The sequence below is a fragment of the Gilliamella sp. LMG 34360 genome (assembly GCF_984568995.1).
This window is the reverse complement of record NZ_OZ474900.1, coordinates 1,329,079-1,343,818: the sequence shown is the minus strand read 5'-3', so window position 1 is coordinate 1,343,818 and position 14,740 is coordinate 1,329,079. Positions and strand designations below refer to the sequence as shown.

General features: G+C 33.8%; 10 protein-coding genes. 6 read left to right on the top strand and 4 right to left on the bottom strand.

Annotated features, from left to right (window positions below; genetic code table 11):
• Nucleotides 1-55: 55 nt before the first annotated feature.
• Nucleotides 56-2,929, bottom strand: a complete 2,874-nt coding sequence (gene ptrA, locus AC5LW9_RS06025) for a pitrilysin (protein WP_493456508.1) — start codon at nucleotides 2,927-2,929, stop codon at nucleotides 56-58.
• 492 nt (nucleotides 2,930-3,421) lie between these two features.
• Between ptrA and AC5LW9_RS06020 the strand changes: the two genes are divergently transcribed.
• From AC5LW9_RS06020 to AC5LW9_RS06005, 4 genes are read left to right on the top strand one after another with little or no spacing between them, the layout of a single operon-like run.
• Nucleotides 3,422-4,612 (top strand): YaiO family outer membrane beta-barrel protein, encoded by a 1,191-nt coding sequence (locus AC5LW9_RS06020; protein ID WP_198228711.1) that lies wholly within the window; start codon nucleotides 3,422-3,424, stop codon nucleotides 4,610-4,612.
• Nucleotides 4,600-5,541, top strand: coding sequence for a hypothetical protein (locus AC5LW9_RS06015; protein WP_198228712.1), 942 nt, complete (start codon nucleotides 4,600-4,602; stop codon nucleotides 5,539-5,541). Before AC5LW9_RS06020 ends, AC5LW9_RS06015 begins: the two co-directional genes overlap by 13 nt.
• Nucleotides 5,538-6,965: a glycosyltransferase family 2 protein gene (locus tag AC5LW9_RS06010; RefSeq protein ID WP_493456507.1), complete on the top strand. Its 1,428-nt coding sequence runs from the start codon at nucleotides 5,538-5,540 to the stop codon at nucleotides 6,963-6,965. The genes AC5LW9_RS06015 and AC5LW9_RS06010 overlap by 4 nt, the downstream gene beginning before the upstream one ends.
• Nucleotides 6,955-8,256, top strand: a complete 1,302-nt coding sequence (locus AC5LW9_RS06005) for a hypothetical protein (protein ID WP_493456506.1) — start codon at nucleotides 6,955-6,957, stop codon at nucleotides 8,254-8,256. Before AC5LW9_RS06010 ends, AC5LW9_RS06005 begins: the two co-directional genes overlap by 11 nt.
• 85 nt (nucleotides 8,257-8,341) lie before the next feature.
• Here the strand turns inward: AC5LW9_RS06005 and prfC are convergent, their stop codons facing one another.
• Nucleotides 8,342-9,934 carry a peptide chain release factor 3 gene (prfC, locus tag AC5LW9_RS06000; RefSeq protein WP_086308798.1) on the bottom strand — a complete coding sequence of 531 codons (1,593 nt, stop codon included), beginning with the start codon at nucleotides 9,932-9,934 and terminating at the stop codon, nucleotides 8,342-8,344.
• 206 nt (nucleotides 9,935-10,140) lie between these two features.
• On the opposite strand from prfC, the gene ilvY reads away from it, so the two are divergent.
• Nucleotides 10,141-11,055, top strand: a complete 915-nt coding sequence (ilvY, locus tag AC5LW9_RS05995) for an HTH-type transcriptional activator IlvY (RefSeq protein ID WP_493455300.1) — start codon at nucleotides 10,141-10,143, stop codon at nucleotides 11,053-11,055.
• A 110-nt stretch (nucleotides 11,056-11,165) separates the two neighbouring features.
• Nucleotides 11,166-13,253, top strand: a complete 2,088-nt coding sequence (locus AC5LW9_RS05990) for a 3-hydroxybutyrate oligomer hydrolase family protein (protein ID WP_493456505.1) — start codon at nucleotides 11,166-11,168, stop codon at nucleotides 13,251-13,253.
• Nucleotides 13,254-13,322: 69 nt separating this feature from the next.
• Here the strand turns inward: AC5LW9_RS05990 and AC5LW9_RS05985 are convergent, their stop codons facing one another.
• Both AC5LW9_RS05985 and AC5LW9_RS05980 read right to left on the bottom strand, forming a co-directional pair.
• Nucleotides 13,323-13,910, bottom strand: coding sequence for an acyl carrier protein phosphodiesterase (locus tag AC5LW9_RS05985; RefSeq protein WP_198236859.1), 588 nt, complete (start codon nucleotides 13,908-13,910; stop codon nucleotides 13,323-13,325).
• Nucleotides 13,911-13,928: 18 nt separating this feature from the next.
• Entirely contained in the window at nucleotides 13,929-14,726 is a 798-nt protein-coding gene (locus AC5LW9_RS05980; protein WP_493456504.1) for a siderophore-interacting protein, read from the bottom strand.
• Nucleotides 14,727-14,740 lie beyond the last annotated feature (14 nt).

Genomic DNA, 14,740 nt, shown 5'->3' with positions numbered 1-14,740 from the left:
TTTGTGAATATCTTTCAGGCTTAACCCGTTTTTATGTTTATTTTTAAAACATAAATTAGTTTAAAAGAACTTTTTGTAAAGATGTTACATTTTTATATTCAGTAAATTCTGAAATGGCTTCGGGTTGTGTTGCATCAGCTTCGCGTTTACCTAAAACTTGTGACGCTAACACCAAGCCTTTTGGTTCCATAACTGAACGATGATAAAAATCAATAAGATCTTGCTTGGTGATTTTCTTCACTTGCTCAATTTTTTTTCTTAATGAATCAAACGTTAAACGGTTATTGCGATAATCAGGTAAATACCGGTTTAATTCTTCATCTAAAGTTTGCGGTGGCATAGTTAATTCATCAAGTACCGCTTTTTTATATTGATCAATATCATCTTTAGATAATGCATGCAATTTACTTGATATTACAGGATAAAATTCTTTATAACGTTTAAATAAATAAGCTGGATCATACTGGTTACTTTGCACAATAAAGCTCATTCCTATGGAATCACCTATTGTCATAGGAGCCGCAAATACCGCATAACCTAATTGTTCATTAGTACGTATTTGATCATAAAACCATGGGGATATGATTTTAGTCAAGGTATAACTCAACATCCCACTACTAATCCTATCATAGCCTGTTGGAATATAACCCATTATTAAAGCATTATCAGTACTCTTAGCTTGTTGAGTAATTTTGGCATCCAGTGAATTTTTGATATTAATATTTTCATTCGGTGTATATTCAACATCCTTTACTAACGTTTTTTGGATGGAGTTATAAAGATCTAAAGAGTTCTCGTTAGATAAATTACCCAAACTAATCATGTATGGCACAGAGCGAGAGAGTAAATTATCACGATAATCGACAATATCTGCAATAGTAATATTGGCAGTAATTTGACGTCGTTCATCTCGTTCATAATAACGTGGTAACACCGATAACGCATTAATCGGTTGTACAGCTAGCCAATAACTTCTAGCATGATCGGCATTATCAAGTCTTTGCAGATACCAAGATTTTGCTAAAGCTAAAGTTTGTTCATCAATAGTTACATTGCGATAACTATTAAGAACGGATGTAACCATTTTTGGTAAATGTTGGCTAAAACCACTTGCTGAGATCATCAGACCATTATCGCTTTGAGTGGATAATGAAATTCCGGCTACCGCAGCTTGAAATTGCAAATTACTTAAATTTCGGTTTGCAATATAGTCAAGTAACTCAAATTCGACATCTGCTTTAGCTGAGTCGAAAGCTTGATTGTTACGCAATGAAACCACAATTGCAGCTTTAGGCTCATTTTTAAAATATTGACTAACAAAATGGATATGATTACCACGTTTGCTAAGCTCGGTGGGTTGAGCTTGATCATAATTTTGTTTTGCTATCGAAAAATCATCGGGGATATAAGGATTCAATTCAGGTAAAGTAAAAGTAAAACTTTTACCCAATGTTGACCAGCTGGCTTTTTGTTCGCTGGTGATATTTTCAATTTTGTAAGGAGCCTCGACAAAATAAGCAGTTTTATCAGTAGTTTGATCTGGTGAAATCACCCAAACTCGAATATTATCCGGCGTTAAACTTTTTAAACGAGCAATTATTGCCGCTTTATCAAAATTAGTGGCAACATAATCGGAATTTAAAACGTTTTGCACTGGATATAACAACATTTGATCAGATAGCCATTCTACATAAGACATATCTCGTTCTACATCTTCATACTTAAATTGTAATGCTAAAACTTTTCTAAGCTCATCATAATAGGCATCTGAAACACCTTGCTCTTGAATTAATTGTAAATAATTGAAAATAGCACCAATCACTTTGTCTTTCTGAGCAAGTCCTTCATCAGTTAAACTCACATTTATACTAAACGTTCCACTATTACCGTAACGAATAGAATCATAAGTTGAACTTATGCCTTCAATTAAACCTTGTTTTTTCAATTGGTCTGATAAGGTATTTTGACTGCTATTGCTGATCAAATAATTGATATATTCATCCGTTTTATCGGCAAATTTAGCCAAATTACTTTCCATTGGAAATTGTAAAAACAGTAATTTTTTCGGTTGAGCCGGTACCATAGATATTTGTTTGCTTAGCACATTTGGAGTTAATGCGGGTTTATCCACTTTAGGAGCAATAATATTTTTGTTCGGGATTCTGCCAAAGGTTGTTTCTGCTAATTTAGTCAATTTATTGATAGATTGATTACTATAAATCACCCCTACCATAATATTGGATGAATAATAATCTTTATGAAAAGCCACTAAAGCATCTTGAAGTTTACTAGTTGGTTTATCACTTAATGTTTCTAAGTTACCACCTGCAAATTGCGCTGCTGGATGATCAGGATTAATGGTTTCCGCATTAACTTGCCGGATTCTAAAACCATCATTTGATCTGGCCATAGTCATTTCAGCATTAACCGCATTGCGTTCTTTATCTGCAAAATTAGAATCTAATTTAGGCTCCGCTATAGCATCGGCTAAATAATCTATCGCACTATCTAACGCGCTGTTTTCAACTTCAAAATAAAAAGCGGTCCGATGAGCAGCTGTACTGGCATTATAGCTACCTGCATGGCGGTTTAAAAATTCGGAGAAACTGGAGGGTTCAGGATACTTTTTCGATCCCATCAGTACCATATGTTCTGTATAGTGAGCTAATCCTTGCTGATCTTTGGGATCTTGCAGTGAACCTACTGGTAATGCTAAAGATCCTAACGATTTTGCTGCTTTAGGATCGGAAACCAACAGTACGCGCATCTGATTTGCTAATTCAATTACCTCGTATTGGCGTTTATCGCGATCACTTTGTTGTATTTTTTCTAAAAGAACAGGGAAAGAAATTTTGTTTTCAATTGCAAAAGATGAATTAAAAATTAAAAACACTGATACTATAAAAAAAATAATTTTTATCTTATCCATATAATCTTCGCCTAATAAAAAAATAACATTATAGTCTTTTTTTAATAAATTAGGGAGAAAAACAAACATTGTTTGAATGCTAAAACTTCTTTACAAAAAATAACCAGTGATAAATATCTTTTGTTGAAAAATCATACTATAATTCAATCACTACCGTTGGATAAGTAATCTTAACAATTATACGGTCAGTTCAGTAGTTTTATAAATTGTTTACAATTTAATTGTCATAAAAATGATATTTTCTTATCAGTTTCACAATCAATACCAGTACAAATGAACACAATAATGTAGTAGCTCCAATTGATTTAAAGTAGTTTGGATTTTAATCGAAAATGCATTGATTCAAAAAGGAAGGGAGTACATCGTTCGACTCTATTTTCAGCACTCCCTATATTGATTCCGCCAGCTTTATGATCGGAATAGCAGCTTTGTGATTGGTAAATTAAATACATAAAAAATACCAAACAAAAATATAATGGATTAAGGATTTATATGTTCTATAGAATCGTCTTAATTATTAGTATTTTAACTTATAGCTCCACAGCTATAGCCGACAACAACGATTTTGATAACGCTATTAAAGCCGATCAACTACTGAAAGAAAGTATAGAGGCTAAAAAGTTTCAGAATTTTGAACTCGCATTATCAAAACTGCAAATTGCAAATCATTTATCACCAACTAATTCTGATGTTTTGGTTCAGTTAGGTTTCAATTATTATGCGTTAGGCAAATTAGACCAAGCCAAACACTCATTTCAAAACGCCTTATCCATTTCTCCTAACTATGTTGATGCACAATATGGTTTGGTGAGCGTTATTTTAGCGCAAAATCCTGATGCCCCCGATAAAGCGGAAAAATTGTTAAATCAATATATAGAACAATCACCAAATGATGTTCAATTATTAACAATTAGCAAAACCATCGAAGCCATAAAAAATTCTATTCATAATTGGGATTTTAATTTAGGAGGTACCCATAGCCATTTATCAAAATCTTATGCTGATTGGAACGAAATAGAAATGGCTCTATCTTATAAATTATCGAAAACAGATACGGTTACGGGTTATTTTGCACAGTCACATCGTTTTCATATGAACGATCAAAAATATGGCGGGACACTTTGGCATACTTTCAACGACAAGGCGTATGGTTACTTAACAGTATTTGTCTCTTCCTCAAATAAATTATTTGCCAAATACACACTAATTAATGGAATCGATTACACTTTATTTAATTCAATAAATAATGATGTTAACTCCTTTCATGTCACTTTGGATATGAAGTTCGATCATTACAATGATGGAAATATTAAAAGTATCGATCTAGGTATACTCCAATATCTTTTTGGTGAACGACTTTCATTATCGGGAAAATGGAATAACACCTTTGATCAAGATAACAAACATATGAGTGGTTTTTTAGTTAAAATAGCGGGTTCACCTACCGAAAAACTACACTTATTTGCAGGCTATTCCAATTCACAAGAGACATCGGATCGATCAAGCAATTTAACTCGTTCATTAATTAAAGCGTCTGCTCGTTTTATTGGCTTTTCTTATGATATTTCTGAAATCGTTACCATAAATATCAACTATACAAACGAAGATCGTAAAGAAACAACCCATAACCGTAAATTATATAACAAAAAAACTATAGGGTGCGGAATAAAATGGACATTCTAATACGTTATATCAATATCTATAATGGTAGTTTGGTGCTGTTCGGTTTCATTGTGATAATCATAACATCGATCATTTACTGTAAAAGAAGGAATCAACGGCGACACTTCAATAAATTAAAATTAACCTTAATTACCGCTTACAACAAAAGTATTAAACAAAATAATAAAATTATTTTTAAAAATACCGTTAATAAAACATTATCTTCGGGTTCACTTGTACTGATTGTCTCTTTTTTTGCCAAAAGACAGCGCTATGAAGTGCAAGAATTACTACCTTTTTTTGCAGAAGAAACGTTTCAAAAAAAATTACGTTTACTCTTACATAAAGGAACCGTTCAACAACGTGTTGACGCGGCCAATATGTTGTCTTATTACCCATGTGAAAAATCATTTAATGCTTTAGAAAAAGCTTGTTTAGACCATCGGCAAGAAGTCGCTATCGCTGCAGCACTAAGCTTAGTAGTCAGTGATCCAAATGTATCATTAATTGAACTCATAACTAAGCTGTTTAATTCAATACCACAAAAAGGTTTATTTTGTTTTTTACGTCTTATTCCATCGTATAACTTATTACAATTTGAATCACAAATAATGGATGAAGAATCAAGTAATTTCGATAGTAGATTACTTGCCATGTTAAGAGAAATTTCCAATAACTACATAACCCCTTATGTTATGTTTGCCAGAGAAGATCAACGAGATTACATGCAAAAATTATTTGAAACTTTACTTGGCTTGCAATGTAAAGCATCAGGAATCATTCATAGTTGTTATATTTTAAATTTCATTAATGAACTTTGTTATCAAGAAAAAGTATGTAGCATTCAGGATCTTATAACAAAGAATTTTAATTTTGATACTAAATTATTTGTTTATTGGGCTGATATCAATAACGGTTTTTATAGAAATCAGGTATGGGCAACACTATGAATAGTTATGTATACAACTCTTTAATTGCTTCAATGCAAGCAACTGTTTTTTTTATTATGTTTATTGGACTGTTACAAATTTTCATTTATTTTATACAACTTATCATAGCACTATACGTATTTTTTGATAATCCGCATAAAGAAAGAAAAATACAAAGCATACAAAAAAATGACGGTATGCTACATCCAATTACGATTATTATGCCGGCTTACAATGAAAGTGTAACCATAATTGAAAGTATTAAATCTATACTTGCTACAGAATATCCGAATGCAGATGTGATAGTTGTTAATGATGGATCAACCGACGATACTTTTGAGTTAATTAATCAATTTTTTAATTTAGAAAAAACTTTACACAATCTCAATTCTAATAATCCAAATTATCTTTCACACGCTAAAATAAAAGGAGTTTATATTTCGCGTAAAGATAGCCGGTTACGTGTTATCGATAAAGTAAATGGTGGCAAAGCTGATGCACATAACGCTGCGATTAATTTAAGTCGTTCACCAATTATTTGTCTTTTAGATGCAGATTCAATTTTAGCGCCCGATGCCCTTACAAATGCGATGGTTCCTTTCATTGACGATCCGAAAACGATTGCAGTTGGTGGAACAGTACGCGTTGCTAATAGTTGTTTGATCAAAAATGGTATAGTGAAAAAAATTAAGTTATCCAAAAAATACATTGTTCAATTGCAAATTATTGAGTATATGCGATCTTTTTTAATGGCAAAAGTTGCTTGGAATCATATTAGTGCATTACCAATTATATCAGGGGCTTTTGGCTTGTTTCGTCGTGATTTCGCTATTCGCATTGGTGGCTTTTCTATCGGTTCGGTAGGTGAAGATTATGATTTTACAGTAAAATTACATAAGTATATTTATGATTCAAAAGTTGATTATAAAATTAAATATGTCCCAACAGCCATTTGCTGGACACAGGTTCCTGAAAAATTGAAGGTTTTACAAAATCAACGTATCCGCTGGCATATCGGTGCATTGCAAACATTTTTTCATTTCCAAAATTTAACTTTTGATATAAAATACAGAAGAATTGGTTTTTTAATCATGCCCTTTTCAATATTAACCGATATTATAGGGCCATTGTCTGAATTTTTAGGTTACGTATTACTACCTCTCTTTTGGTATCTTCAGATTGTTAATGGCAATATAATTCTGTCCTACTTCTTGCTAGTCATTTGTTACAATATATTTATTACTTCGGTAGCCATTGCCATAGATGGATTATTATTCAAAGGGCTTGATAAAGTAAAATTTTTATTATCACTTTTTTTTATATCTTTATTGGAAAATTTCGGTTATCGGCAAATTTGCTTGTTTTGGAAACTCAGGGGGTTTCTGCGATTAAAAAAAGGTAAAATATCTTGGGGAAAAATGGAGAGGGTCAAATTTGACAAATAATACGATTAAAATACGATATATCCTATTGTTTATAGTAGCTTTTACTATTACTCCTTCTTTTGCGGTTGATCTTTTTTTATGTAAAACTCCAAACGTTACTCATAATGTGTTAGGGGAGCAATCGAATGAAGATTCATATCAATATAAAAAAAAAGCAGTTTTAAGTGAAACAAAAAACGGGATGTTTACCTCAATTTCCATCAAAAAAGAACAAAATAACAATATTGTTTTATTTAGCTACGATGACAACGATGAAGTTAAATCCACCACTGCGAATGAAATGGTTGATTCGATACAAAATGATAATACCCTATCTAATAATCAAACAATAACTACCCCATCTACTGTCACCAATAATCAACAAGTTACCAAAAAATTAGTTAATTTTGGAATGTGGAACTGGGAAACTCGCACTTGGAATACTTCACCAGAACAATTTATAACTAAAATAAAGTCGAAAGGGATAAATCAAGTCTATCTACAATTAGCGATTGAAAATGAAACAATAAAATTTAAAGAACAGTTAAGTCAACTACTCGATATAGCCTATGAAAATCAGATAAAGATCTTTGCGGTAGAAGGTTCACCCGATATGGTCATAGGCTCAGGTTTAAAAAATGCCATTAGGCGCAATAAAATAATTAAACAGTTCTGTTCTATGCGTGAAGACAAACCTTGTCTTGCTGGTATTCAATATGATATCGAACCTTATGTGTTAAAAGAATACAATCAAGATGCTAATCATTTTTGGCAACTTTGGAATAATGCCATAGAAATGCTTAGTCAGTCATGGGGCGATAAAATTGATGTCGTTATCCCTTTTTGGTTACTCAATAAAGATATTGACGAACAAATTATAAAAAACATTGAATCCTTCTATATCTCAAAATATATTATTATGGCTTACCGTACTAATTACGAAGACATTTATAATATTAGCAAGGATTGGTTAACTTGGGGTGATCAAAACGAAAAAAAAATTATTATTGCGCTTGAAAATGGTCTACTTGATGAAGAAGTTCAGAGTTTTTACATTCCGATTATGACTAATGACGAGGTAGAAAAATTCGGCTCCAATGATAACAATGTTATTTTACACCATAAAAATAACCCACGTGGCGATAATGATGTTTACAGTAACTCTTCACACTTATCAGCAAGAATAGGAAATAATGAAATTAGTTTTATGGGGGATGAAGAAAAGTTATTTGAAACGGTAAGTTTGCTGGAAAATGACTTAACTCAATGGCGTTTTTTTGATGGTATTGCCCTACATGGTCTTACTTTATAACTATAAATCCCTTTCAAACAAAGCAAAAGAGCTGGCAAACCAGCTCTTTAATTATCAGCACAAAACACGTACTCATAAAAAATGATTAATGTTCACGTGTCTTTCTAAATTCAACGTCAGGATATCGCTCTTGGGTTAAATTCAAATTCACCATACTTGGCGCAATATAAGATAGGTTATCACCGCCATCTAATGCTAAATTTTGCTCGCATTTGCGTTTGAACTCTTCAAGTTTTTTCACATCATTGCACTCAACCCAACGCGCTGTAGTGACATTAACTGGCTCATAAATTGCCTCGACGTTATATTCCGATTTCAATCGAGCCACCACCACATCAAACTGAAGTACCCCAACCGCTCCGACAATTAAATCGTTGTTGGTGATTGGGCGAAATACTTGTACAGCCCCCTCTTCTGACAACTGAACTAACCCTTTTAATAGCTGTTTTTGCTTAAGAGGATCTTTTAAACGAATGCGACGGAACAGTTCTGGTGCAAAGTTAGGAATACCTGTAAATTTAAAATCTTCACCTTGGGTAAAAGTATCACCAATTTGAATTGTGCCATGATTGTGTAAACCAATAATATCGCCAGCGTAAGCTTCTTCAACTTGCTCCCGATCGCCAGCCATAAAGGTTAATGCATCAGAAATATTTACATCTTTTGCCAAACGAACATGACGCAACTTCATCCCTTTTTCGTATTTACCCGAAACAATGCGCATAAATGCCACACGGTCACGATGTTTTGGATCCATATTGGCTTGGATTTTAAATACAAAGCCACTGAATTTCTCTTCTGATGATTCAACTTGACGTTTATCAGTTTGACGAGGTTGCGGGGTCGGTGCCCAAGCAGTTAAACCATCCAGCATATGATCGACACCAAAATTGCCTAATGCAGTACCAAAAAACACTGGGGTTAAATCACCTGATAAGAACGCTTCCAAATCAAATTCATTTGATGCACCTTGCACTAATTCTAATTCTTCACGCAGTTGTTGTGCTAAATCATCTCCCACAGCAGCATCTAAATCAGGATTTGTTAGACCTTTAATTATTCGCACTTCTTGAATGGTATGACCTTTGCCTGATTGGTATAAGTACGTTTCGTCTTTAGCTAAATGATAAACACCTTTAAACAGCTTACCGCAACCAATTGGCCATGTGATAGGCGCACACATGATATTAAGCTCATTTTCAACTTCATCGAGCAACTCCATTGGATCACGAATATCACGGTCAAGTTTATTCATAAAAGTTAAGATTGGCGTGGTACGCAAACGGGTAACTTCCATCAATTTGCGAGTACGATCTTCGACCCCTTTTGCCGCGTCAATAACCATCAAGCAACTATCTACTGCGGTTAAAGTACGGTAAGTATCTTCTGAGAAGTCTTCATGCCCAGGAGTATCGAGTAAGTTAACTAAACAATTGTTATAAGGAAACTGCATAACCGAAGTAGTGATCGAAATACCACGCTGTTTTTCCATCTCCATCCAGTCAGATTTTGCATGTTGGGCATTCGCGCCACGACCTTTAACGGTACCCGCTGTTTGAATCGCCTGTCCAAATAATAGTACTTTTTCAGTAATGGTTGTTTTACCAGCATCGGGATGCGAGATGATAGCAAAAGTGCGACGTGCATTCACTTCATCTAAATAAGCTTGTTCTGTCATAAAATTAACTGTTTTAATCTATACAAAATAATCGCGTATTTTAACAGGTATCTAACTGTTTTGCCATTGAAGTTATAAACGATGCTATTTGCCTTATTTGTGTATCTATGCATAATGTTTACATTAAATATTGTTAGCTGTTATTTGTCTTTTTGACAAGAAGTTTCAGATTACACTAACGTTTCAGTATAAAAATGGAACTTGTTATGAATATCCGTGATCTAAAGTTGTATTTACATTTATGTGAAACTTGTCATTTTGGAATGACAGCCGATGCTATGCACGTAAGTCCATCAACGTTATCCAGACAGATCCAACGAATGGAAGAGCATTTTGGTCACACTCTATTTATTCGAGATAATCGCCAAGTACAAATTACATCGGAAGGTGAAAAAGTAAAGCGCTTTGCTCAACAAGTTGTGAATCTACATCAACAAGTAAGACAAGATTTAGATCAATCAGATCAGCAATTAGTCGGTGAACTTACCCTTTTTTGCTCGGTTACCGCTGCTTATAGCCATCTACCTGAAATACTTGATAGATTCCGTATAAATTATCCTCAGATTGAAATTAAGCTCTCCACAGGCGATGCGGCCGATGCCGTTGAGAAAGTACAATCAAACCTTGCTGATTTAGCCATTGCCGGTAAACCTAAACAATTACCAGCCGGCGTTGAATTCTTAAAATTTGGTGAAATTGAAATGGTACTATTAATACCAAAACTTAACAGTTCATTTAGTGATAAACTTCATCAAAAACAGCCTGATTGGCATAATATCCCTTTTATTTTACCTGAACATGGACCAAGTCGACACCGAATTGATCTTTGGTTTAAACAACAAAAAATAACCAGTCCAAAAATTTATGCCACTGTAGCTGGGCACGAAGCAATCGTATCTATGGTCGCATTAGGATGTGGCGTAGCATTGTTACCTAAAGTTGTAATGGAAAACAGTCCTGAAAGAATCAGAGAGCGAATAACCGAATGGTCAACCAATTTAATGGAACCCTTTGATGTAGGCATTTGCGTGCAAAAAAGACGATTGTCCGAAAGGATCATTGCGGCATTTTGGACACTTTGTGTTCTTAATCTACCCAATAATCAAAAAAATAAAATATAATATTTATTCACCAAGTTAAAAATTTAGATTATTTTGTTTAAAATAACCAAAATAATATCTTAATCGTTCTATCTAAAATAATTTGGTTGTTAAGAAAGGAAATACGTACAATGAGAATTAAAAATATAAAAATAAAAGCATTGGTATCGTTAATATGTTTTACCACCGCTATCATTCCTTTTGCCGTTCAAGCTAAAAGTGATTCAAGATTAAGTATATCTCGCGAAGAGATGAATCTCATCCAGTATCCAGCCGGAATAACAATAGAAAGTTCGATTTACTATAACGGTGATACCGATGACCTAGTAACAGCAGGTTTGGGATTCTCACCTTTATCAACACTCATGATTAAACCAACCATTGCTGACCCTGCCAAACCAACCCCACAAGAACTTAGACAACTAAAATTGAATCGTTTTATTGATATCAAGACAGGAGAAGGATCACTTTTTGGTTTTCAAAGAAAAAATCTTACACCGCTGTTTGATGGCAAAATAGCAGGTACTGAAATATTAGCAACCTTTAAAAATAACGATGAAAGTGTGGGGTTATTAGTACAAATTCCATTGGATTTTGATAAAAATAAACCATGTATTGTTGCAGTGCCATCAACTGATTCTGATGGGTTATTTAATGCATATGATGTACAAATTCGAGGACTATGGGGACTTCGTCATAACTGTGCAGTCGTTTATAATGATAAGGGTTTAGGGAATGGTATTTATGATATAACCAATCAACGTGGTTATGCGATCAATGGCAAGGTACAAACAGACAATTTACTGTTTAAACCAAAAATAGAAAATAGAAAACGCTATGTAAATAACTACCCTAATCGCTATGCAATAAAACAACTGCACTCAAAACAGAATTCTGAAGAGCGTTGGGGCGAATTTGTTTTAAAATCCATTGAGTTTGCTTTTTACCAAATCAACACTCAATTTTCTCCTACTAAAGAGGTTATATTTGATAAAGATAATACGTTAGTATTGGTTTATGGTGCAACTGATGGTGGAGGAGCCGCTCTAAAAGCTGGAGAGTTAGATAAAAATAATATAATAAAAGGGATTGTTGCAGTTAACCCACAAATCGCACCTTACTCTGAAACAATACCTGTAACTGTAAAAGTCGGTGAAAAACCACCAGCAAAAATTGAATATCTTTCAATAGCGGAATATAGTACTTATGCATCACTATATATACCTTGCGCCGTTCCAGCGATTATTAGAAATAATAAAGATATCAATATACCTTTTGCTGATAATTATACTTATGCACAAAATCGTTGTAATGCATTAAAAAAGGCAAAATTATTAATTTATGGAACTCCAAAAGAAGCACTTGAAAAATTACGACAATATGGCTGGACTCAAGAAATGGAAAGGCAGCTCCCTTATTTTTATTTTAAAGAAACAATAGGTTTACCTTATCAATATATTAGTGCCTATGGCCATTATGACGTTACGGAAAAAATGTGTAATTATTCGGTCGCGAGCACTCAAAAAAATCCTGTACTTTATATGGGTAAAGTTGAACCTTTATCAGAGACAGATTTCCAGAAACTATGGGGATTGGCAAATGGACAACTACCGATATGGCTAGGAGATGAATCAACCATGTTGGCTCTCGTAAATGATAAAGACATCTATTCGCCAAGAAGAGATTTCTATTCAAGTTCCGATAATAAAGATCAAATTGACTATAACAGCAAAGGAGCAATTTGTTTATATAACAAATTAAAAGATCCTCGAGTTGAGTTAGGTATGAAACAAGTTATCTCTTCAGCCAATTTAAATGGAATTAAGACATTTATCATCCATGGTCGCAACAATGTAAAACAACTACCAGATTATACTTCCCGCGCTTATGTGGCCTTAAACAGTCAAGTAGAAGGTAACAATTCACAATTACGTTACATTGAGGTAAAAAATAGTAGTTATTTAGAAGGAAAACCTCCATTTGATAATTCGCTCGTCTCAATTGATTATTATGGTGAAGATGCGATGGAATGGTTATGGGCTAATTTGACCAATAATGCAACATTACCAGAAAGCCAAGTCATTGATGCTAAGCCCCGTGCAGGAAAAATTGCATTTACACCCGATGCTACTGCCCAAAATTTAGTACCTATATTACAATCGCCTAACAGTAACAATATCATCAAGAAAGAAAATGGCGAACTGATTATTCCTAATTAATCATTAAGAAATCATCTTTAACTATCGGGTTAAGTTTCTAAACTGACTTAATACCGGTAGTTAAAATCTTTATAAAGTAAATTTGGACAAGAGCACTGCTGTGCGTATCTTAGGATATAAAACAGCAAATAATGCTTTTAACTCAGAATAATTTTGCCGAATATCGATGATGTTTTCTTTTAATAAAAAGAGTTTGGGTCTCCTTTTTGCCATACCATTTAATACCTTTTCAACAAAATCAATTGAGGCATAGTTTTCTAGCCACTCACCTTGCCACATAGCTTGCATAAAATTTTGATAATCAATAGGATATTGAGTAATAAAAGGTTGAATTTGCTGTTTGGTATATTGATTAAATTCGCTAACCGTTCCCATAACGCCAAAGGTCAACCACTGTTTTGATAAAAAGTGATCCCACACGATATCCAATGCAATTGACGCCACACGCCGATGTGTTTGGCGAAACAATAATTTCGCTTGTTTCACTTCTGGCAGATTATCGGTCATGCTATCGATTTTGCGATGTAGCATAATTCCATCAGCAATATCGTTAGGATAAGTTAAATAAGGATCACCTTTAACAAAATCCGCTACCGTATTGCCAATTAATGAACTACTAACTAGCGAAGCTAAATGTAGATGCGCTAAAATATTCATAAAATCAAGTATAACTGATTAGTCACGATGTTTAAACTCACCTTCAGCAAACCCCTCACGCCAATAGCTCGTAATATGAATCGCTTCTGGTGCGAGCTGAGTATATTTATCTTTCAGTGCTCGTCGTAATTGTTGAGCTAATGAACTTTCCATTCCGCCCCAAAACATAAGTTTATCTTGTTCGGCAAATTCAGTATTTATTACTACATCGACCAATTGATTAGGTTTTGTATTATCTTGAATTAACCAACTAACTTGCACATTTTCATTATCTGGTAGTGGCACAATATCTTTAGGATGATTAACCAGAATAAACGCATAAACTTTTTGTTTTTCAGGTAAATGTTCAAGCGTATAACAGATTGCTGGTGCAGCTGAAATATCCCCCATCAACACCAAACAATTATCGGTGAACGACAGTTTACCGGCAGAACCGACTAAACCAATCTGATCACCAACTTTAGCGTGTCTTGACCAAACTGTAGCCAACCCATTTTCATGAATCGCAAAATCAATAAACAACTGATTAGTCACACTATCAAATTCACGTACACTATAACTGCGTGCCAATTGACGAACTTTATCACTTACCACAATCTTATTATCTTCGTCTAGTTTAGGAAATAAAATTTCACCAGTAATAGGCTCAGGAAAAAGCAATTTAACATGAGGACAAACCCACGCAGAATCAACATTAAACGGTTTATTACTACTAAACTGCACACGTATAAAGCTCGGTGAAATCTTCTCAACTTTTAATACTGTCAATAGCGCATTAACAATAAGTTTTTTTGATTTTTGGGGTTTATCTATCATTAGTTAACTCCTTA